This window comes from Janibacter cremeus (genome assembly GCF_029395675.1).
GTDB classification, from domain to species: domain Bacteria; phylum Actinomycetota; class Actinomycetes; order Actinomycetales; family Dermatophilaceae; genus Janibacter; species Janibacter cremeus_A.
The window spans coordinates 709,423-729,575 of sequence record NZ_CP115184.1 but is presented as its reverse complement, the minus strand read 5'-3'; the positions used below and the strand labels follow the sequence as shown (position 1 = coordinate 729,575).

Here is a 20,153-nt window from a genome sequence, read left to right as displayed (position 1 = left end):
GGGCGCCGGCCCGTCAGAGGATGGTGCCCAGCGGTCCGAGGTCGAGGTTGAGGTCCTCGGCGGTGAGGTCGAAGCGCTCCTGCAGGTCGGTCATCGCCTCCTCGAGGCGCATCAGGGCGGTGCCCAGCTCCTCGACCTGGTCGTCGCTGAGGTCACCCTCGTCGACGCGTCGCAGGGCCTGCTTCTCCATCAGCTGGCGCACGAGCTCGACGATGGTCAGCACGAGCTTGATCAGGTCGCGCTCGACGGAGTCGGCGTCGGTCTCCATCCGCCGGGGAAGGGAGTACGCCTGCCCCTGCCCGGGTGGGTCGCCCTCTGGGTCGCTCATGCGCCGTCCCTGCTCATCTCGCTGCGCACGGAGGTGATGAGGGCGTGCAGGTGCACCTCCACGAGGTCGACCCCCGCGAGGGAGATCACGAGGTCACCGGACAGGACGACTCCCTGGCCGAGCAGCCGGTCGAGCAGGTCGACCAGCGCCACGGGCGCCAGGGCGGCCTGGGACCGCTGGTGCACCTCCCCGGGGCGACGATCGTCGGCGGGCAGGCTCATCCCTGCTCCAGCACGGCGAAGGAGTACGGGGGCCACGGGCCCTCGACGGTGAAGCGCAGCCCGGCAGGGGCCGGACGCTCCTCGACGAGCCCGCGGAAGCGCTCGGCGTCCTCGTCGCCCACGAGGTAGGCGGCATTCATGATCATCTCGCCGGTGTACCCCCCGAGCTGCCGGTCCTGGGCGCTGAGGTGCCGTCCGGCGAGGGCGAGCTGGGCCAGCTCGCCGTGCAGTGCCTCCACCGCGTCGACGTGCCGCTCGGACGCGGTCTCCCTGGCCTGGGCCTGCTGCTTGCGGCGGGCGAGGTAGTCCCGTCCGGAGAGCGGCTTCTCCTCGCTCCCCTGTGCGGGGTCCTCCCGCTGGCTGAAGGCCTTGACGCTCCACTCGCTGCGGCCGTCGACGCGGTCGAGGACCTCCGTCAGCTCTGCCGCCATGCCGGCCAGTCGCTCGACCACCGAGTCGGCTCCGAAGAAGACGGTGGCCAGCCGCATCGGTGCGACGGGACCGAGCTGGGCCACCTCGCGCACGACGTCGTCGTGGGCGAAGGCGACGTCGCGCACCCAGTCCAGGTCCTCGAGGTGCTGGCGCAGGCCGTCCTCACCGAACTCATCGAGGTCGACCGTGGAGACGAGTGCGGCGAGGCCCTCGTGGGTGACGGTCGTGACCGGGGCGCCGTGGATCCCGGTGGTGGCGACCCGGTCCGCGACGTCCGCCCGGGTGAGGGCGTACGCGTAGAGACCATCAGCCACGGTCGGCCTCCAGCTGCTCGAGACGACGGCGCAGCTCAGCGTTCTCCTGCTCCAGCGAGTCCGAGCGCTCCCGGCCCGCGTCGATCTCCTGGCGACGGGCCCGGGAGCTGAGCATCGGGTCGTTCTCCCACCAGTCGATGCCCATCTCCTTGGCCTTGTCCACCGAGGCGACGAGCAGCCGGATGCGGATCGTCAGCAGCTCGACGTCGACGAGCGAGACCGAGATGTCGCCGGCGATGACGATGCCCTTGTCCAGCACCCGCTCGAGGATGTCGGCGAGGTTGGCGTTGCGCGGCTCCATCTGACGCTGCATCGCGCCCTGGAAGGCCGGCGGTGGTGCGGGAGGCCCCGCGGGCTGCTCCCGGTCCGGGGACTGGTCCTCAGCCACGCGTACCGCCGCCCTCGGTCTTGCCACGGATGTAGCGCTCCAGGCGCTCGTAGCCCTCGATCTCACCGTCGTCGTCGAGCTCTACGCGGTAGATCGCCAGCACGTCGGTGGTGTCCGGGATGCGACGGGTCTCGACGACCTCGAGGTCGACCTCCCAGCCGTCGTCGGTGCGCTGCACGCCGATGACGGTCTCGCTCTCCTTGTTCAGCAGCTCGGCGAGCTGCTCCTTGGCGGAGCGGGCGATCTTCACGGCGTTCAGCCGCGAGCCACGACCCGAGGACGAGCGCGAGTCGCTGTCGTCCGAGGTCGACTTCTTCGTGGAGACGGCGCGCTTCTTCGGTGCCGACTTCTTCGCCGTCGTCTTCTTGGCGGTCGACTTCTTGGCCGGGGTGGTCGAGTCCTCCGACGTCGTGCTGTCGGTGTCCTCCTGGGCGGCTGCCTCGCTCTGGTCGGCCATCAGTGTCCTCCTCCTCGGGCGCCGGGTCGGCGCCTGCTCTCGATGAGTCGCTCGATGAGCGCATCCTCCCACTCCTCGGCGGCCTCATCGCTGATCTCCCCCGTACGCCGCAGCTGGTCCACCTGCTCGATCTCGCGGCGGATCAACCCGGGGTTGTAGTAGTCCTCCTCGGCCTTCTCCAGCACGCGCTCGGCCACCCACACCGTCCCGCGAAGGGGGGCGGCCGGCAGCAGGAGCACCTCCTTGATCAGGCCCACGGACGCTCAGCCGCTCAGTCGGTCGGGACGAAGTCGTACATCGCCATCGGTCCGACGAGGCTCACGCGGGCCCACGGGTGGGCCTGCTCGGCGAGCTCCTCGGCTGCCGCCTCGAAGTCCGCCAGCTGGTCGGTGCTCAGCGCGAGCGCCAGCTCCGCCAGCCCGTCGAGACCACCGACGTCGCGGGGGGCCACCGCCGCGACGTAGGGCTCGATGCGGGACCGCACCCACTCCGCGTCCCGCCCGCGCCGGGCCTCCATCGCCTGCGAGACCAGCTCGCCGAGGCGCACGCGCTCGTCGTGGCGCTCCTCCTCGGGCCGTCCCCGCGTGCGCTCACGCAGGTGGGCGATCTCCGGGTCGGAGTCTACCAGCTGCGCGAGCGTCTCGTCGAGGTCGTACTGAGCCCGCAGGACGTACTGACTCAGGCCCTCCAGCTCGGCCAGCCGGTCGGCGTACCAGCCAGGGTCCGCACCGAACAGGTCGACGACGGCCTGGCCGTCGTCCGCCAGGATCGAGCCGAACTGCAGGGGCAGGACCGGGCCATTCTGCGCCAAGCGGTTGAGCAGGTCGGTGTGCGCGGTGAGGTGTCGCTTCTTCGCGAGGTTCGCCTGCAGGTCGACCCACTCCCCGACGACGGCCACGGGCCCGACGGCCGCAAGATGCGGCTCGTCGAAGCCCATGCCCGTCTCCGGCAGGTCGGTCCGACTCGAGGGGACGATGCCGTACGCGTAGAAGCCCCGCGTGGTCTCCACGGTCACCGACTGGATCGCGCCGCCTGCTTGCGGGGACGGCTGGAGGAGCTGCTGGAACGACGGGGACGCGACTGCTCGTCGTCGTCATCGTCGTCGTCGCCGAAGACGGCGTCCTTGGCACCCTCCAGGGCACCCTTCGTCTTGCCCTTGGCGCCGCTCTCCATGGAGCCACCGACCAGGTCCTGCAGGTCCTTGGACTTCGCCTCCAGGTCGAGTCGGTTGGTCGCCTCCGCGAAGCGCAGGTAGGTGTCGACCGAGGCGATGACGATGCGCGCATCGATGGTCAGCACCTCGATGCCGATCAGGGAGACGCGCACGTACGCATCGATGACCAGTCCCTTGTCCAGGATGATCTCGATGACGTCCGCCAGGCCGCTCGGTTCGGGTCGGGACAGGTAACCGCCGCCGGAGCGGCCGGATGTCACGGTCATGGTGTGTCCTTTCGTCGGGCGAATCTATGGCCGCGCGAGCTCAGCGCTCGCGCTCCTCGTCCAGCTCTTCCTCGGGCTCGTCCTCGACGGGCTCGACGTCGTACTCCTCCTCGGCGTACTCGCCCTCCTCGTCGGCGGGCTCCTCCTCGGCGTACTCGCCCTCCTCCTCGGCGTACTCGCCCTCCTCCTCGGCGGGCTCCTCCTCGGCGTACTCGCCCTCCTCCTCGGCGGGCTCCTCCTCGGCGTACTCGCCCTCCTCCTCGGCGGGCTCCTCCTCGGCGTACTCGTCCTCGGGGTACTCCCCCTCGTCCTCGTAGTCTTCCTCAGGTGCCTCGTCCTCGGCCACCTCGTCGTCGGAGTACTCGTCCTCGGGAGGTGCCTCGCTCCCTTCGTCGCGCTGCTGCTGCTCCTCCTCCACGACCTCGTCGTGGTCCGCGACGACCTCCTCGTCGCGGATCTCGCCGCGCCAGCCCTCGATCTCGTCGGCGTCCTGCAGGATGCTGCGGGTCTGGACGTGGCGGGCGTAGTGGCGCAGGTCCGAGCGGGCCCGGCGGCCCTGGGCGCGCCAGAGGTTGGCGGTCTTCTCGAAGAAGCCTCCGGGGTAGTACTCGAGGACGACGATCACCTTCGTCAGGCGCGGAGCCAGCTCGTGGAAGCTGATCGTCCCGTCGACGTGGCCCTTCTCCCCCTCGGAGCGCCAGACGATGTGCTGGTCCGGGACCTGCTCGATGATCGTGCCGGTCCAGGTGCGCTTCGACAGGAAGATCTTGGCCGTGTACTTGACCTGGTTGTCCTCGGGCGTGTCGACGTTCTTGACCTTGCGCATGTAGTCGGCCTGCTCGTGGAAGAGCGTCCACTGGTTGTAGGCGACGCTCAGCGGCACGCCCACCTCGACCGACTCGATGATGTTGACCGAGTGCGAGGGGTCCTTGTCACCACCGGTGAAGATGGAGACGACCTTGTCCTTGACCTCCTTCGCACCACCGGCGAGAGCGCCCTTGACGGGCGAGTCACCCTTGGCAGCCGCCTCGGCGCCCTCTTTGGTCGCCCGGCCGACGACACCGCCACCCTCGGTGATGTCGTTGAGGGAGCCGGTCGCCTGCTTGACCTTGTCCCCCGCCGACGAGATCGCCTTGTCCCCGGCAGCACCGAGGGCGTTCCTCGCCTCGTCCTTCAACCGGTCCAGCGGCAGCTCGCTGCCGATGCCCTTGAGGACCTTGCCTGCGTTGTCGCGTGCGCTCATCGTTGCTCCCTTCAGGACTTCTTCGTCGACGACCGGCGGCGCCCGTTGCCGGACGAGGCGGTCTTCTTGCTGGGAGCGCTCTTCTTCGCCGATGTCTGCTTGCTGGCGGTCTTCTTCGCCGGAGCAGACTTCGACGCGCTCTTCTTGGCCGGCGCCTGCTTGCTGGCGGTCTTCTTCGAGGACGCCTGCTTGCTGCTGCTCTTCTTGGCCGGCGCCTGCTTGCTGGCGGTCTTCTTCGAGGACGCCTGCTTGCTGCTGGCCTTCTTGGCCGGCGCCTGCTTCTTGGCGGCCGACTTCGTGGCCGAGGACCCCCCGCCACCGCGCTCGGAGCTGCGCTGCGTCCGCCGCTTGCGGGGAGGCGCCTCCTCCTCGGACGACTGTTGCGAGGAGGAGGACTCCTCGTCGGAGGACTCCTCCTCGGCCGGGGCCTCCTCCTCGGACTCGTCCTGGGGCTCCTGCTCCTCAGACTCCTGCTGGCCCTCCTCCTCGGACGGCTCCTCGTCCCGGGGCTCGGCGGACTCGTCCTCGGCAGACTCCTCCCCCGCCGACTCCGCGTCGGCAGAGTCCTCGGACTCGCCCCCTTCGTCCTCCTCCACGAGCTCGCCCTTGATGTCCTCGGCCTCCTCGGCCAGGCCGCGCAGGGAGTCCGAGCGCTCCTTGAGCGTGTCCGAGAGGGTGTTCATCCGCTGGGTGAGGATCGCGGTGGCTGCGGCCTGGGCGGCCTGGAGCAGCTCACCGGTGATCTCGCCCTTCAGCTCGGCGAGCCTCGGGTTGGTGTCGGCCAGCTCAGCCAGCTGCTTGGCCACCTCCTTGGGGTCCGTGCTCACCTGCTTGCCGATCAGCATGCTGGCCAGGCTGAAGGCCAGCTTCATCTTCTTCCCGCGACCGAGCAGATAGCCGGCGGCTACTCCGGCGATGATTCGCGCTTCAGCACCCATTCGATGCCTCCCGAATTCCGTTGCAATGTTGTGACCCAACCTGCCATACCCAACGCGTCTCATGGGCAAACCGCGTGGGGCAATCCGGGTGGTCCAGCGGCCGCGCAAACTTCCGGGTCAGCGCCCTCCGCGGCGGGGAGGGTGTGGCACCCTCGCTCGCCTCGCACCCGGCGGTGCGGTTCGATGGACTCCATCGCCTACGGTGACCACGACGTGATCGTCGGCCACGGACCCGTGGGCGAGAGATGCGACGAGAAGGAGACGTGGATCGCTGTGGACGTCAACCTGGTGCTGACGCTATTTGCCGGGGCGCTGCTGGTCTTCGCGGCGTTCTCGACCGTGCTGCAGCGGGCCAGCCTGCCGGGTCCGCTGCTGTGTCTGGTCTTCGGCCTGCTGGTCGGACCGCACGCCCTGGGCCTGCTGGACCCCCATGCGCTCGGGGTCTCGACCTCCGGGCTGCTGGAGCAGGTCGCCCGGATCACCCTGGCCGTGGGACTGGCCGGTGTCGCCCTGCGCCTGCCGCACGGCTACTGGCGTGCCAACGTGCGCTGGCTCGTGCTCATCATCGGTGCCGGCATGGCGATGATGTTGCTCGTCGCCACCGCGGCGCTGTGGTGGGGTCTGGGTGTCTCGTTCCTCCTGGCCCTGCTGCTCGGGGCGGTGGTCACTCCGACGGATCCCGTCGTCACCACGCCCATCGTCACCGGCTCCCTCGCCGTCGAGAAGGTGCCCGAGCGGGTGCGCCACAACCTCTCCGCCGAGAGCGGCATCAACGACGGGCTGGCGTACCTCTTCGTCATGCTGCCGGTGCTGCTGATGACCACCCCCGGACGGGCGTGGCACGACCTGCTCACCCGGGTCCTGCTGGTCGAGGTGCTCGGCGCCGTGGCGCTGGGGGTCGTGGCGGGGTACCTGCTGGGCAGGGTCTTCGTCCTGGTGCAGCAGCGGGGGTGGATGGAGGAGAGCTCCTACCTGGCCTTCATCGTGCCTCTGTCGCTGCTGCTCCTGGGTGCCGGGAAGCTGATCGGCACCGACGGCCTCCTGGTGGTCTTCATCGGCGTGGCGGTCTTCGGGCAGGTCATCCCGCAGCGCGAGGAGGCCGAGGAGGACAAGATCCATGACGCCATCGCCCGGCTGTTCCTCCTGCCTGTCTTCCTCCTGCTCGGCACCGCCCTGCCCGTGGACGAGTGGGGCGCACTGGGGTGGGTCGCCCCCGTCGTGATCGCGGGCGTGATCATCGTGCGCCGGTTGGCGACCGTGTGGTCCCTGCGGCCACTGCTGAGGGACGTCCACGACCGCAGCGAGACGGCCTTCCTGAGCTGGTTCGCGCCCGTCGGCGTCTCGGCGCTGTTCTACGCCACGCTGGCCGAGCGCCACACCGGGAACCGGGAGATCTTCGTCTACGCCAGCCTGGCCATCACCGCCTCCGTGCTCGTCCACGGGCTCACGGCGGCTCCCTTCAGCGGCTGGCTGCACCGTCGCACGTCGCAGCCCGCTGCGCATGGTCGGCCGGCTCGGTAAGAAGGCCACTGCCCCACGACACCGTCACACCGGGATGCGCGTCCCCGGATGGTGCCCGTTCGCCGCATCCGGGAGCAGTTCCGCCGCATCGTGCCCCGGCGCGCCCTAGTGTGCAGTCATGTCCTCATCTCCAGGGCGGGGAGCCGACGACGTCGACCCGGGCCCCGCGCGGCGCGTGCTGGTCACGGGTGCGACCGGCTACGTCGGGTCCCACCTCGTACCGCCGCTCCTCGACGCGGGACACACCGTCCTCGCGGCCAGCCGCTCGGGCACCGGCGCCTTCGCCTGGCACGGTGACGTCGAGACCCGCGAGTTCGACGTCGCGGACGAGGACCTGATCGAGCGCGCCGTCGAGGGCGTCGACGTCGTCATCTACCTGATCCACTCCATGGCCTCCACGGACTTCGAGCGCCGGGACCGCGAGGCCGCGACCCGGGTCGCCGCGGCGTGCGAGCGGGCCGGGGTGGACCGGATCGTCTACCTGTCGGGCCTCGTCCCCGACGGCGAGCTGTCCCCGCACCTGCGCTCCCGGCACGAGGTGGAGCAGATCTTCTTGGAGTCCGCGGTCCCGACGGTCGTGCTGCGGGCCTCGATGATCATCGGTGCCGGCTCCACCTCCTACGAGCTGCTGCGCAGGCTCAGCGAGCGGTTGCCGGTCTTCACCCCGGTCCCGTCGTGGATGCGCAGCCTGATCCAGCCGATCGCGATCGAGGACGTCACGCGCATCGTGCAGCGCGCGGTGGCCTCCCCCGAGACGATCAACCGGGCCTTCGACGTCGGCGGCGAGGACGTCCTGACCTACTTCGAGCTGCTGCAGCTCTTCGCGCGGGTCGCCGGCCTGCTGCGCGTCCAGGTCAGCGTGCCCGGCCTGCCCCCGGACGTCGTGGGTGAGTCCAGCGCGATCATCGCCGGGATGCCGCGCACCGAGGTCAACAACCTCATCGAGAGCCTGCGCCACGACATGGTGTGCGTGGACTACGACATCCGTGACGTGCTGCTGGAGCCCGACTACGACTACCTGCCGATCGGCGATGGGCTGCGCCGGGCGCTGGGCCAGGAGGACGAGTCGAGAACGCCGTGAGGAAGTGGTCCCGGAAGGCGTCCATCCGCCACACCGGTGACTGCTCCCCCGGCACCAGCCCGGGTGTCCACCGCCACTGCGAGATCCGGTCCAGCACAGCCGGATCGGCAGCGATGAGCGAGACCGGCACGTCGTGGCTCGGGTCCTCCCCCGTGACGTGGCGCCACGGCTGGTGGTCACCCACGAGCAGCACGACGAGGTCGGGGTGCTCCGCGGCGAAGGAGACCACCGACTCCAGCGAGTACCCGATCGACGCCGCGTACCGCGAGCGCACGTCATCGGCGCCGTCGTCCGCGCACCCCGGCATGCACGAGTGGACCGACCCGTCGCCCACCTCGTCCCACGGCACGAAGGGGGGTGGGCCCGGCCACGGGTTGTGGCTGGTGACGAGCTCGACCTGCGCCATCACCGGCGCTCCCCCGGCCGACAGCACCTCCCGGTGGAGCCACGAGAGCGTGTACTGGTCCGGCACGTCCCCCCACCCCAGCGCCGGCCCCCGGTAGCCCAGGTCCTCGGCGGCGTGCAGCTGGTCGAACCCGTAGAACTCCTTCCCCTCCGGCCACGCCTCCTCCACCGCCGGTTGGACGACGCCGGTGCGCCACCCCGCCTGGGAGAACGCCCGGGTCAGCGTGAGCCGCTGCGCCTGCAGCAGCTGCTCGTGCCGCCGGTCGTCGTCCACCCACAGCCCCGACTGCAGCGTGGCGTGCGACAGCCACGACCCGGCGCCGAAGGTCGGCGACGTCAGCCACCCGCTCCGCGCCTCGACACCCACCTCGGCCAAGGACTGCTCGCCGGTCGCGAGGACGGGGGTGACCCCCTTCGCCAGCTCGGGGTCGGTCAACGCCGCCGCGCCGTAGCTCTCGACGAAGACGATCAGCACGTCCCTGCCCGCCAGCCCGTCGAGCAGCCCGGACCGGCCCGCCCACGGGTCGGTGGCGATCGCCGCGCCGAAGACCGACGGGTCGCGATAATCCGCGTAGCCCCCGGCGACGTGCTCGCGCACCAGCCCGGCGGTGGCCGTCGACGCGACCGGTGCGCCGGCCACCTGAACCCCCGTGAGCGCGCCGGCGCTCCACACGAGGGCGCTGACGAGCAGCGCCGCGAGCGACGGTGTGCGGTGGGCAGTGACCACCCGCGACAGCCGCAGCACGGCCGGTACGAGGAGCACGACGACGAGCGCGGTCACCAGCACGAGCACCGCCACGGCGACGACCGCCCAGCCGCGCCCCACCCAGTCGGCGAGCACCGCGTAGCCGCGCTCGAGGTTCGCGAGGTCGTGGAGCACGTGGAAGCGCCGGTCCATCACCGCGGAGAAGCCGATGTCCAGGGACTTGACGACGACGACCAGCGCGAGCAGTCCTCCGAGGACGAGCGCCACCGCACGCCGGGCCGCGTCCGGCACCACGAGCAGTACCGCCAGCACCACGAGCGCACCGAGCGGAAGGCGCACGAGCGAGGCCCAGGACAGCGACGCCAGCGACGACGGCAGGACCAGCGCACCCCAGACCAGGGCACTGGCCAGCACGCTCCACACCGTCGCTCTGACCTGAACCGATCTGTCCCGAAACATGGTGCCTCCGTCGTCCTACGATAGGGAGGTCAGCGGCAGCGCCGTCGCTGGAGGAGGTGGCCGACCGTGAGTGCCCGGGCCCACGACGCGCGCGCCTACTGGGTCCTCGAGCCCGGCCGCGGCGAGATCCGCTCCGAGCCGCTCCCCGACCCCGGTCCCGACGAGGTGCTCGTGCGGGCGCTCTGCTCGGGGATCAGCCGCGGCACCGAGGCCCTCGTCTTCCGCGGGGAGGTCCCGCCGGACCAGTACGAGGTGATGCGGGCACCGTTGCAGCAGGGCGACTTTCCCGGCCCGGTCAAGTACGGCTACCTCGCGGTCGGCGTCGTCGAGGAGGGGCCGGAGCACCTGGTCGACACGGTCGTCTTCAGCCTGCACCCGCACCAGGACCGTTACGTCGTCCCGGCCGACGCGGTCGTGCCCGTCCCCGACGACGTGCCCCCGCAGCGGGCGGTGCTCACCGGTGCCGTCGAGACCGCGGTCAACGGCCTGTGGGACGTCCCGCCGCTCATCGGCGACCGGGTCAGCGTCGTGGGCGGCGGGATGGTCGGCTGCTGTGCCGCGCGGCTGCTCGCACGCTTCGCCGGCGTCGAGGTGACCCTCGTCGACGTGGACGCCGCCCGGGCGCCGGTGGCGGAGGCACTGGGGGTCGGCTTCGCCCGACCCGAGGAGGCGAAGGGCGGCCAGGACCTCGTCGTCCACACCAGTGCGTCCTCGGCCGGCCTGCAGACCTCGCTGGACCTGCTGCGCGCGGAGGGGACCGTGCTCGACCTCAGCTGGTACGGCACGCACGGTGTCGCGCTGGATCTCGGCGGCGCGTACCACTCGGGGCGGCTGCGGATCCGCTCCAGCCAGGTCGGTACGGTCGCCAACGTCCGGCGCGGGAGCCGCTCCATGGGCGACCGCAAGGTCTTGGCCTTGGATCTGTTGCGGGACCCGGCGTTCGACGTGCTGCTGACGGGGGCGACCCCCTTCGCCGACCTGCCGCAGGTCATGGCCGACGTGTGCGAAGGGCGGCTCCCGGCCATCTGCCACGTCGTCACCTACGAGCACGAGGAGGGAACGTGAAGCACGCGAAGTTCTCCGCGACGGTGCGCGACCACATGATGATCGCGCACAGCCTGGGCGGTGAGGTCTTCGGACCCGCGCAGCGGCTGCACGGGGCGACGTACGTCGTGGACGCGACCTTCCACAGCGGGACGCTGACGGCGGACGGGATCGTCGTCGACCTCGGCCGGGCGGCGGAGGAGCTGAAGGACGTGCTCGCCGGGCTGAACTACCGCAACCTCGACGAGGAGCCGGACTTCGCCGGGCGCAACACGACGACCGAGGCGCTGGCCTTCGTCGTCGCCGAGCAGCTCGCCCGGCGGGTGGCCTCCGGTCAGCTCGGGCCGGGCGACCACCTGAGCCGGATCACGGTCACCCTGCACGAGTCGCACATCGCCTCCGCGAGCTGCGAGGTCGTGCTGTGAGGACCGTGCACGTCGTCCTGCCGGGCGACATCGACGACCCGCTCCACCCCAGCGGGGGCAACGCCTACGACCGCGAGGTGTGCACCGGCCTGACCGACCTCGGCTGGACCGTGCGCGAGCACCCGGTGCCCGGCTCGTGGCCCCACCCCGACCCGGAGTCGCGGGCGCGGCTGGCGACGATGCTCGCGGGCATCACCGACGACTCGCTGGTGCTCGTCGACGGGCTGGTCGCGGTCGGCGCCCCGACGCAGACGGCCACGGCGAGCGAGCGGGTGCGCCTCGTCGTGCTCGCACACATGGTCGCCGCGGAGGACGACGCCCCGGCCGAGCGGGTGGCGCTGCTGTCCGCGCGCGGGGTCGTGACCACGAGCGCGTGGACCCGGGACGAGCTGGTCGAGCGGCACGCCCTGCCGGCCGAGCGGGTGCACGTGGCCGAGCCGGGCGCCCGCCCCGCCGAGCGCACCGTGGGCAGCCACAGCGGCGGACGGTTGCTGTGCGTCGGGCCGGTCTCCCGGGCCAAGGGCCACGACGTCCTCCTCGACGCCCTGGCCGACATCGCCGACCTGCCGTGGCAGTGCACCTGCGTCGGTCCGCTCGACCGGGACCCGGATCTGGCGAGCGCGCTGCGTGATCGCGTCGAGGAGCTGGGCCTGACCGACCGGATCACCTTCACCGGGCCCCTCCCCGACCTCGAGGAGCAGTACGTGCACGCGGACCTGCTCGTCCACCCCACCCGCGTGGACACCTACGGGATGGTCGTCACCGAGGCCCTCGCCCACGGAGTGCCCGTCCTCGCCTGCGGCGTCGGCGGGGTGCCGCAGGCGCTCGGACGCGACGGGGACGGCCACCGCCCCGGGGTCGTCGTCCCTCCCGGTGACGCCCACGCCCTCGCCGGAGCGCTGCGCCGCTGGCTCGGCGACGCCGGGACCCGGCAGCGGCTGCGGGACGTGGCCCGGGTGCGCCGGAGGGAGCTGACGCCGTGGCGGGAGACGGTCACCCGCGTGGCGCAGGTGCTGAGTGAGGTGGCGGATGGGCCGCGCACCCCCTGATCCCCCACGCTCCCCGAGGCCCGCACGGTCCCTGAGGTGTGAGCGCCCCCCGGGCGCCGGGTCCCACGCTCCGCGTGGGCGCCTCGAAGGGACTTGGGCCCGTCACGGCACCCGGACCCACTACGCAACCTGGCTCCGCCCCACCATCGGCGCGGCGATCCTCGCGGTGCTGCTGTGGCAGGTGGGCGCAGCCCCCTTCGTCACCGCACTGACCGAAGTCACGTGGTGGGCCCTGCTGGCCGCGCTCGCGATCACCGTGCTGACGACGGTGTGCGCGGCTTGGCGGTGGAGTACGGTCGCGACCGGTCTGGGTGTGCGGATCGGCCTGCCCGCCGCCGTCGCCGCGTACTACCGCTCCCAGTTCCTCAACTCCGTCCTGCCCGGCGGCGTCCTCGGTGACGTCCACCGCGCCGTGCGCCACGGCCACGACGTGCACCGGATGGGAAGGGGGGTCCGCTCCGTGGTCTGGGAGCGCATCCTCGGGCAGGTGGTCCAGGTGGTGCTGACCGTAGTGCTGCTGCTCGTGCTGCCCTCGCCGGTGCACGCGCTGGTGGTGATCGCTGTCGTCGGGGTGGTGGTCGTGGGGCTCGGCTTCGCGCTCGTGCGGGTCAGCGGGGTGCTGCTTGACGACCTGCGTCGGATCCTGCGCGTGCCGGGAGCGCCGGTGGGCATCGTGCTCACCTCGGGGGTGGCCGTGCTCGGGCATGTGACCGTCTTCCTCGTGGCGATGTTTGCGGCGGGGATGGAGGTGTCCGCGGGTCGAGGCGTGGCTCTGGCTCTGGCGCTGATCGTGCTGCTCGGCGCCGCGATCCCGGCGAGCCTCGCCGGCTGGGGTCCGCGGGAAGGGGTGGCCGCGTGGGCCTTCGAGGCGGCCGGTCTCGGCGCGGCCGCCGGCGTGAGCGTCGCGGTGCTCTACGGAGTCCTCGCGCTGGTGGCCGCCCTCCCGGGCGCCTTGCTGCTCGTGACGCCCCGGCTACGCCAACCCCGCTTACGGTCGCTGAGGTGCGAGCTCCCGCTAGGGCGCGAGCCTCGAAGCGAGGTCACCCCACGATGAGGCCCTACACCACCCTCAGCTGCGCCGTCTCCCTCGACGGCTACCTCGACGACGCCTCACCGAAGCGGCTGATGCTCTCCAACGACGCGGACCTCGACCGGGTCGACCAGGTCCGCGCGGAGAGCGACGCGATCCTCGTCGGGGCCTGCACCCTGCGCAAGGACAACCCGCGGCTGCTCGTGCGCAGCGAGCAGCGAGTGCAGGAGCGGATCGCGGGCGGGCGCACGGCATCACCGACCAAGGTGACGGTGAGCGATGACGCCGACTTCGACCCCAGTGCCAACTTCTTCACCCAGGGCGATGTCGACAAGCTCGTCTACTGCGGGCACTACGGGTTCGACGACGCCTGCGACCGGCTCGGCTCGGCGGCGACGGTGGTGGATGGCGGCCATCCGGTGCTCATGCCGTGGGTGTGCCACGACCTCGCCGAGCGGGGCGTCGAGCGCATGCTCGTCGAGGGTGGCGGCACCGTGCTGACGCAGTTCCTCGCAGAGGGGCTGGCCGACGAGATGCACCTGGTGATCGCGCCCTTCCTCATCGGCGACTCGCGGGCGCGGCGGTTCGTCGACGACGGGCACTTCCCGTGGCGCCGGGACTCGCCCGCGCACCTGGTCGAAACGCGTGCCATCGGTGACGTGGTGCTGCTGCGCTACGCGTTGTCGGACCGCTGTCCGCTGTCCTGAGGTGTGCGAGCGCCCGCACCTCGAGGGGCCGGCTGAGCGACCGCAACGAGCGCGAACTTGCGGACCCTCCCCGTGTGCAGCCACTCGCTCCAGAGGCGATGCGAAGTCAGCAGGCCCTCGAGCTCATCCGGACCGACCTGTGCGGCGATCGCCGACTCGTTCGACTCGAACTCGGTCAGGAGGGAGTCGACGACGTCGAGGTGGGCGTCTGTGCGGTCCTGCTGCCAGGTCACCTCGAAGCCGGTCCGCTCGAGCAGCTCGTGGAGCCGGTCCAATGGGAGCGGCCAGACGGTGTCGGCGGCGGGCATGGCGTCGCGTTCGTGCTCGTCGAGGGGCTGCCCCTCCTCGACGGTGAAGGCGAAGCGGCCACCGGATGCCAGCGCGGCGTGGACTTCGCGCAGCAGGATTTCCTTGTCGCGGAAGGCGAGCATCGTCTCGAGAAGCAGGATCACGTCGAAGGGCCCACGCGGGACTGGTGGGACCCGGCCGATCTCGTAGCGGCAAGCCCAGTCGCCGACGTGGTCCCGAGCGGCGGCGACGGCGACAGCATCCGCGTCGATACCGAGCAGGTCGCACCCGAACTCCTGAGCCACCAGGCGGCCGGGTCCGCCTCTGCCGCAACAAAGGTCGAGCACTCGCGTGTCCGTGCGGATGTCCGCCGCGGAGGCGAGCTCAAGGACTGCGCTGGCTCGCATGAATCCCTGCTGGTCGACGAACTCCCCCGCCCCGTAGGCAGCGCGCCGGGCCTCCTGGAGCGGGTCCTCGGGGTCATGCCGGTGACGCCACAGCCACCAGACGTCCCGACCGAAGGACTCAGCGATCAGGGCGAGTCCGGCCAGCAGTGCGATGACCATGGCGAGCGACGGAACTACTCCAGCGGTGGCGACGACGAGGATCGTGCTCGTGACGGCGGTGACGACCTTGCGCCAGTGCCGCGGCGGCAGCTGCGCGCGCATCCACGGCAGCACCCAACCGGCGACCGCGAAGGCGTAGCGCGCCAGCCCGATCGCGAGCACCCACCACCCGAGCACTGGCGCGACCCAGACGCTGAGGACGAGCATGAGCGCGGCGTCGGCCTCACCGTCGAACCGCGCGCCGAAGGGAGTCACCCGCCCGGTCCACCGCGCCACCCATCCATCGACGAGGTCGAGAGAGAGCGAGACCGCAGCGAGGACGGTGAGGGTGGCCGTCCACGGCGAGGTGTCGAGCAGCTCGCCAAGAGTGAGTGACTCGAGCACGAGCCCTGCGATTGCACAGGTCAGCGTGGCCCTGCCGATGGTCACCATGTCGGCAGGCGCGAGTGCTTTCGCTTGGTAGCGCCGCATCCAGATGACGGCGAATCCGTCCAGGATGATGGCCCCAGCGAGGGCCACGACCCACCCGGTCACACCCCATCCAGTGGCAAAGCCGATCCCGAGCAGCAGCACCGCCTGCAGCAGCGGCACCACTCGGACAGTCATCTGTCGAGTCTATGGAGACCATCCGGTGGTTGAGGTGCAAGGAGCTCTGCGACGAAGCCTCGAAACCACTCCCAGCCGGTTGAGGTGCGAGGAGCTCTGCGACGAGCCTCGAAACCAGAGTCCGGAACGGGAAGACTGAAGACATGCCCGACGTAGCCCGCGCCGACGCCGACTGGCTCGCCCTCCGCGAACCAGCCGACGCAGCAGCACGCTCGAAGGACCTCGTCGAAACCCTCCGCCCACACCTGCCGCGCGACGGAATGATCATCCACGACCTCGGCTGCGGCACAAGCTCCATGGCCCGCTGGCTCGCTCCCCAACTACCCGGCCTGCAGCACTGGGTCGGCTACGAACGCGACGAAGAGCTCCTCTCCCGCGCCGCCGTCGCTCCCCCACCGACGTCGCTCGACGGCCACCCAGTCACCACCGAGAGACGCCTGCGCGACATCACCCATCTGCGGGCCGATGACCTCGACAGCGCCTCCCTTGTCACTGCATCAGCGCTCCTCGACATGATGACCGGCGAGGAGATCGAGCGCATGGTCGCGAGCATCGCCGCCGCCGAGTGTCCGGCGTTGATCACGCTCAGCGTTGTCGGTCACGTGGAGCTGACGCCGGCGCACCCTCTCGATGGGCGTCTGACTGAGGCGTTCAACGCGCACCAGAGGCGCGCCACTGGGCACGGCCAACTCCTCGGACCCGACGCCGTGGGGGCAGCCGCCTCAGAGTTTCAGCGCACTGACCACACGGTCCGGCTCGCCTCAAGCCCATGGCAACTCGACGCGCGAGACACAGAACTGCTCACGTCGTGGATCGAGGGCTGGGTCGACGCTGCTTGCGAGCAGGAACACTCACTCCGCGCCGAGACCTCCGAGTACCGAACTCGGCACATCCGACAGATCGAGGCAGGTCAACTCACAGCAGCGGTCCACCACCGCGACCTCCTTGCCCTGCCATAACCCTCAGTCAGTACCTCGCCGCCACGATGTCCGTTGCAGAGAAGTCGTCTCCCTGGAAGAGCAGCTCATCGTCACTCGCGACGGCCAATGCATATGAGTAGCAGTCACCCAGGTTGAGGCGGGCTCGGCCTTCGCTCCCCCTGCCGAAGTCACGGTGCGCCTCACGGGCGATTTGAGCCTGATCCGCCGTCAGATCGGCGATCCCAATCTCCAGCGTGGTCAGGAGTTGGTCGAAGCGGCGTCGCGTGGCCGGGCTCGACCGCCGGTCGATGACGATGGCGCACTCGACGTAGGTAGCAGCGGACATACGCGCGGACTCCGCCTCTGCGATGGCTGTCAGCAGGCGGTCGGCCTCGGGCTCGCCGGTGATGATGGCGACAAGGGCCGAGGTGTCGATGATCATGCGGGGAGGCCGTCTTCGTCGTACAACGCCTCCAGATCATGGCGGATCCCCGAACGCTGCTCATCGGTCATGTCCGAACGCATCCGGTGGACGATGTCGCGAGCTCGCACCAACTTCGCCGCCGTACCCGACGTGCCGTCCTCGGCGCGCAGCACCTCGAGATACTGCTCCAAGGCCGCCTCCAACACACTCGTCTGGGTGGTACCGGCACGTCGAGCAGCCTCACGGGCCAATTCATGAACCCGCTCGTTCTTGATGTTCATCGCCATGACTACACCTCCACACCGTCAACGCTACACCTCGGTACCGTCGTGCCCGTCAGCCCGCAGATGACGTATCACGAAACTGGCTGCCTGTCGCGACAGTGACATGACGTCGATCATCACCTGCGCAGCAGGGCGACGCCCGCTGCACACGAGCCGTGGCACAGGGCTGGGATCGATGGGATTGACCCCACCCCTGCCCGGACCACCGGCTCAGGGGAAGTTCAGACCGCCAAGTCCACCTGATCGCCCACGGGTGAGAGCAGGGTGATCTCGGGCGGACCCTGCACGAGGGTCTTGATCGCCTCGCCAAACGCAGCGAATTCGTCCATCGAGCTGTGCCTGCGCAGAGCCTCCTGCGAGTCGTAGCTCTCCAGGAGGACGTAGTCCCCGTCGCTCTTCACGACGCGCTGGAGGTCGTAACGCAGGCAGCCGGCATCCGCGAGGAAGGGGGCACGAGCTGCCGCGACGGCTGCCTCGAAGTCGTCGGTGGACTCGGGCTTGACGGAGATACGGGCGATGACGTTGATCATGTCCACACCATAGGTGAATCCCACCTCAAGTCAGCCCTTACCCTCCCCGTGTCCCAATGCATTGCGCGCCCGATCGGGCGTGCTTAGGCTCGCCTCGGGCCACGGACGACCGTGGCCGTCCGGGAGGGTTCATGAGACAGGGCAGCTCCGCGCAAACGCGCCCTGTCGCCACACCATCATCCGGCCGCCGTCGATCGATCTGGATCACGCTCGCTGCGCTGCTGGCCGCGGGGTGGTCGACGAACCACTTCGCCGCCCTCCTGCCCGTGCTCGCGGAGGTCGCGCACATCTCCAAGCCGGGTCTGGATGCGGCGTTCGGCCTCTACGCCATCGGTCTGCTTCCGGGTCTGCTGCTCGGCGGCGGCCTGTCGGACCGTCGGGGTCGACGGCCGGTCGTGCTGACGGGGCTGGTCCTGTGCGGCGCGGGCAACGTGGTGATGCTGCTCTGGCCGACGCTGACCGGGGTGCTGATCGGCAGGCTCGTCGTCGGCGTGGGTGTCGGCCTGGTGGCGAGTGCGGGGACCGCGTGGGCGGCGGACCAGGACTCGGCGAAGGGAGCCATGCGGGCAGGGGTCGTGCTCACCACCGGGTTCGCGGCCGGCCCACTGGCCTCCGGCCTGATCGCCCAGTTCACCCCCGGCCGGATCGGACTGGTCGTGGCCTTCACCGTCCCCGTGCTCCTCACCGGACTCTCGGCGCTGCTCTGCCTGGTCCCGGACCGCGCCAGTCACGTGGCGACTGCCACGCGACCCCATCCGACTCGCGACGGCAGCCCCGCCCCCTTCGTCGAGGAACGGCGCATCGGCACCGCTCTCGCCGCCGCTCTGCCCATGGCGCTGTGGGTCTTCTCCTGCGTCACCGTCGCCATGCTCGTGCTGACCGAGCGGATCGGGGGTCAGTACGGCGGGCCGCTCCTGCCGGCGGTGGCGGCCGTCCTGGGTCTGGGCACTGGGATCCTCGTCCAGCTCGGGACACGCCGGCTCGCCGGCTGGCGGCCGCTCGGGATCGTCGGGGCGGCGCTGGCGGCCACCGGCTTCGTCATCTCGGGTGTGGCCGGTGGGCAGCTGAGCATCGCGACCTTCGTCCTGTGCTCGGTCACCTTCGGGGCCGCGTACGGCCTGTGTCTCGGGCAGGGCCTGCGCGACGTCGACCGGCTCGCACCCCGCTCCACCCGGGGGCTGGTCATCGGCATCTTCTACGTCGTCACCTACACGGGCTTCGCTCTGCCCTTCGTCCTCAACACCTACGAGGACACCATCGGCTCATCGGCTCCTATGTTCGTTCTCGCGGCGCTCGCCGCGGCCAGCGCATTCGCTCGGCTGGTGCAGGTGCGGCGAGGCGACAACCGTCATGTCTGACGAGTGGCGCCTCGCCCTCGCTCGGCTCACACGGGCGAAGGGGTGGTGCCGGCACCTCGCCGTGCGCTCACACCGGATCATCAGGGAACTGCATGGGCAGCAGGTCGAGCGCCTCGGTGGTCAACCGCGCGGTGTGCTCCAGGAGCTCACCGACGGAGGAGGACCGCAGGAGGGTCAGCTGGTCGAGGGCGCCCAGAGGCGAGATCCCGGCCAGCTGCCAGATCCTGGTGACCGGGTCGTCGGAGAGCTCGACGTCGGACGGCCAGAGGTCGGCGCGGTACTCACTCATCACCACCAGGGCCCGTCGCACGGTGCGCTCGGTCTCCGCCAGATGCGAACCCTGCTCGCTGCTCCACTCCAGAGCCGGCAGGGTGCGCACCTCGGCGCGTGGGTAGGGGGCGTCGGGCAGCCACCTGACGACCTCGAATCGATCCCCACCGCGCGCCAGCAGCCGGACGCGGCCGTCCGCCGTCGGCTGCAGCTGCTCGATGGTGGCGACCGTGCCGATCGAGAACCGCTGGTCTCCCCCGCCGACCTCGAAGCCCCGCTCGATCAGCACCACACCGAACCGGCCCTCACCGCCGACGACGTCCCGCAGCATCGTCAGATAGCGCGGCTCGAAGATCTGCAGGGGCAGCGGGTTCCCCGGGAGCAGAGCTGACCCCAACGGGAACATCGGCAGGGTGCCCATACGACCAACCTCGCACAGTCTCGGGTCAGACGCGCTCGCCGCGATGGCGCATCTGCTGCTCCTTGGATCCGTTGCGCACGCCTCCTCTGGTCGGTGACCGCAAGCATCTTGAGCGCCTCCCGGGTGGAGTCGCCATGCTTCGCACTGCTACTGAAGCACTGACGAGCGGCAAAACCCCCAAGCGCCTGCGCGTGAAAGCACGACCGCGTGCGGGGCGCGGAAGTCCGAGCCGACCCGCTCCACCTCGACTCCGCTGAACTGCGGCCTCGACCCCACCATATCCATCGCGGTGAGCGCG

Annotated in this window: 24 protein-coding genes; 9 read left to right on the top strand and 15 right to left on the bottom strand. The window is 70.6% G+C overall.

What is annotated here, in order from left to right:
• Positions 1 to 13: 13 nt before the first annotated feature.
• From O9K63_RS03320 to O9K63_RS03275, 10 genes are read right to left on the bottom strand one after another with little or no spacing between them, the layout of a single operon-like run.
• On the bottom strand, positions 14 to 328 hold the full coding sequence (locus tag O9K63_RS03320; protein WP_277240515.1) for a gas vesicle protein K: 315 nt from the start codon (positions 326 to 328) through the stop codon (positions 14 to 16).
• On the bottom strand, positions 325 to 549 hold the full coding sequence (locus O9K63_RS03315; RefSeq protein WP_277240513.1) for a gas vesicle protein: 225 nt from the start codon (positions 547 to 549) through the stop codon (positions 325 to 327). Before O9K63_RS03315 ends, O9K63_RS03320 begins: the two co-directional genes overlap by 4 nt.
• Positions 546 to 1,295, bottom strand: coding sequence for a GvpL/GvpF family gas vesicle protein (locus O9K63_RS03310; RefSeq protein WP_277240512.1), 750 nt, complete (start codon positions 1,293 to 1,295; stop codon positions 546 to 548). The genes O9K63_RS03315 and O9K63_RS03310 overlap by 4 nt, the downstream gene beginning before the upstream one ends.
• Positions 1,288 to 1,683: a gas vesicle protein GvpJ gene (gene gvpJ, locus O9K63_RS16780; RefSeq protein WP_346771037.1), complete on the bottom strand. Its 396-nt coding sequence runs from the start codon at positions 1,681 to 1,683 to the stop codon at positions 1,288 to 1,290. Before gvpJ (O9K63_RS16780) ends, O9K63_RS03310 begins: the two co-directional genes overlap by 8 nt.
• Positions 1,676 to 2,140 (bottom strand): gas vesicle protein, encoded by a 465-nt coding sequence (gene gvpO / locus O9K63_RS03300; protein WP_277240510.1) that lies wholly within the window; start codon positions 2,138 to 2,140, stop codon positions 1,676 to 1,678. The genes gvpJ (O9K63_RS16780) and gvpO overlap by 8 nt, the downstream gene beginning before the upstream one ends.
• Positions 2,140 to 2,397, bottom strand: a complete 258-nt coding sequence (locus tag O9K63_RS03295) for a gas vesicle protein GvpG (RefSeq protein ID WP_277240508.1) — start codon at positions 2,395 to 2,397, stop codon at positions 2,140 to 2,142. The genes gvpO and O9K63_RS03295 overlap by 1 nt, the downstream gene beginning before the upstream one ends.
• Before the next feature lie 14 nt (positions 2,398 to 2,411).
• Positions 2,412 to 3,155 carry a GvpL/GvpF family gas vesicle protein gene (locus O9K63_RS03290; protein WP_277240507.1) on the bottom strand — a complete coding sequence of 248 codons (744 nt, stop codon included), beginning with the start codon at positions 3,153 to 3,155 and terminating at the stop codon, positions 2,412 to 2,414.
• Entirely contained in the window at positions 3,152 to 3,580 is a 429-nt protein-coding gene (gvpJ, locus tag O9K63_RS03285; protein WP_277240505.1) for a gas vesicle protein GvpJ, read from the bottom strand. The genes O9K63_RS03290 and gvpJ (O9K63_RS03285) overlap by 4 nt, the downstream gene beginning before the upstream one ends.
• 40 nt (positions 3,581 to 3,620) lie before the next feature.
• Entirely contained in the window at positions 3,621 to 4,823 is a 1,203-nt protein-coding gene (locus tag O9K63_RS03280; RefSeq protein ID WP_277240503.1) for an SRPBCC family protein, read from the bottom strand.
• 11 nt (positions 4,824 to 4,834) lie between these two features.
• On the bottom strand, positions 4,835 to 5,761 hold the full coding sequence (locus O9K63_RS03275) for a hypothetical protein (protein WP_277240501.1): 927 nt from the start codon (positions 5,759 to 5,761) through the stop codon (positions 4,835 to 4,837).
• 183 nt (positions 5,762 to 5,944) lie between these two features.
• Here O9K63_RS03275 and O9K63_RS03270 point away from each other — a divergent pair, with 183 nt between their 5' ends.
• From O9K63_RS03270 to O9K63_RS03240, 7 genes are all read left to right on the top strand, one after another.
• Entirely contained in the window at positions 5,945 to 7,282 is a 1,338-nt protein-coding gene (locus tag O9K63_RS03270) for a cation:proton antiporter (protein ID WP_277240499.1), read from the top strand.
• A gap of 118 nt (positions 7,283 to 7,400) precedes the next feature.
• Positions 7,401 to 8,363: an NAD(P)H-binding protein gene (locus O9K63_RS03265; RefSeq protein ID WP_277240497.1), complete on the top strand. Its 963-nt coding sequence runs from the start codon at positions 7,401 to 7,403 to the stop codon at positions 8,361 to 8,363.
• Positions 8,364 to 9,999: 1,636 nt separating this feature from the next.
• Positions 10,000 to 10,998: a zinc-dependent alcohol dehydrogenase gene (locus O9K63_RS03260; RefSeq protein ID WP_277240496.1), complete on the top strand. Its 999-nt coding sequence runs from the start codon at positions 10,000 to 10,002 to the stop codon at positions 10,996 to 10,998.
• Positions 10,995 to 11,402, top strand: a complete 408-nt coding sequence (locus O9K63_RS03255) for a 6-pyruvoyl trahydropterin synthase family protein (RefSeq protein WP_346771036.1) — start codon at positions 10,995 to 10,997, stop codon at positions 11,400 to 11,402. Before O9K63_RS03260 ends, O9K63_RS03255 begins: the two co-directional genes overlap by 4 nt.
• Entirely contained in the window at positions 11,399 to 12,451 is a 1,053-nt protein-coding gene (locus O9K63_RS03250; protein WP_277240494.1) for a glycosyltransferase family 4 protein, read from the top strand. The genes O9K63_RS03255 and O9K63_RS03250 overlap by 4 nt, the downstream gene beginning before the upstream one ends.
• A gap of 145 nt (positions 12,452 to 12,596) precedes the next feature.
• A complete protein-coding gene (locus O9K63_RS03245; RefSeq protein ID WP_431190383.1) occupies positions 12,597 to 13,505 on the top strand; it encodes a lysylphosphatidylglycerol synthase transmembrane domain-containing protein in 909 nt (302 codons plus the stop codon).
• Positions 13,502 to 14,188 (top strand): RibD family protein, encoded by a 687-nt coding sequence (locus O9K63_RS03240; RefSeq protein ID WP_277240490.1) that lies wholly within the window; start codon positions 13,502 to 13,504, stop codon positions 14,186 to 14,188. The genes O9K63_RS03245 and O9K63_RS03240 overlap by 4 nt, the downstream gene beginning before the upstream one ends.
• Here the strand turns inward: O9K63_RS03240 and O9K63_RS03235 are convergent.
• Positions 14,155 to 15,648 carry a methyltransferase domain-containing protein gene (locus O9K63_RS03235; protein WP_277240489.1) on the bottom strand — a complete coding sequence of 498 codons (1,494 nt, stop codon included), beginning with the start codon at positions 15,646 to 15,648 and terminating at the stop codon, positions 14,155 to 14,157. The two genes, O9K63_RS03240 and O9K63_RS03235, sit on opposite strands and share 34 nt — an antisense overlap.
• A 143-nt stretch (positions 15,649 to 15,791) precedes the next feature.
• Between O9K63_RS03235 and O9K63_RS03230 the strand changes: the two genes are divergently transcribed.
• Entirely contained in the window at positions 15,792 to 16,607 is an 816-nt protein-coding gene (locus tag O9K63_RS03230; protein ID WP_277240488.1) for a class I SAM-dependent methyltransferase, read from the top strand.
• Positions 16,608 to 16,614: 7 nt separating this feature from the next.
• On the opposite strand, the gene O9K63_RS03225 is transcribed toward O9K63_RS03230, so the two are convergent.
• From O9K63_RS03225 to O9K63_RS03215, 3 genes are all read right to left on the bottom strand, one after another.
• Positions 16,615 to 17,010, bottom strand: coding sequence for a type II toxin-antitoxin system VapC family toxin (locus O9K63_RS03225; protein ID WP_277240486.1), 396 nt, complete (start codon positions 17,008 to 17,010; stop codon positions 16,615 to 16,617).
• Complete coding sequence (locus tag O9K63_RS03220) at positions 17,007 to 17,279, bottom strand: type II toxin-antitoxin system VapB family antitoxin (RefSeq protein ID WP_277240484.1); 273 nt, start codon at positions 17,277 to 17,279, stop codon at positions 17,007 to 17,009. The genes O9K63_RS03225 and O9K63_RS03220 overlap by 4 nt, the downstream gene beginning before the upstream one ends.
• Before the next feature lie 218 nt (positions 17,280 to 17,497).
• Complete coding sequence (locus O9K63_RS03215; RefSeq protein WP_277240482.1) at positions 17,498 to 17,806, bottom strand: putative quinol monooxygenase; 309 nt, start codon at positions 17,804 to 17,806, stop codon at positions 17,498 to 17,500.
• Positions 17,807 to 17,937: 131 nt separating this feature from the next.
• Here O9K63_RS03215 and O9K63_RS03210 point away from each other — a divergent pair, with 131 nt between their 5' ends.
• Positions 17,938 to 19,164: an MFS transporter gene (locus O9K63_RS03210; RefSeq protein WP_277240480.1), complete on the top strand. Its 1,227-nt coding sequence runs from the start codon at positions 17,938 to 17,940 to the stop codon at positions 19,162 to 19,164.
• Between the two features lie 67 nt (positions 19,165 to 19,231).
• Here the strand turns inward: O9K63_RS03210 and O9K63_RS03205 are convergent, their stop codons facing one another.
• Complete coding sequence (locus O9K63_RS03205; protein ID WP_277240478.1) at positions 19,232 to 19,855, bottom strand: LON peptidase substrate-binding domain-containing protein; 624 nt, start codon at positions 19,853 to 19,855, stop codon at positions 19,232 to 19,234.
• Positions 19,856 to 20,153: the final 298 nt, after the last annotated feature.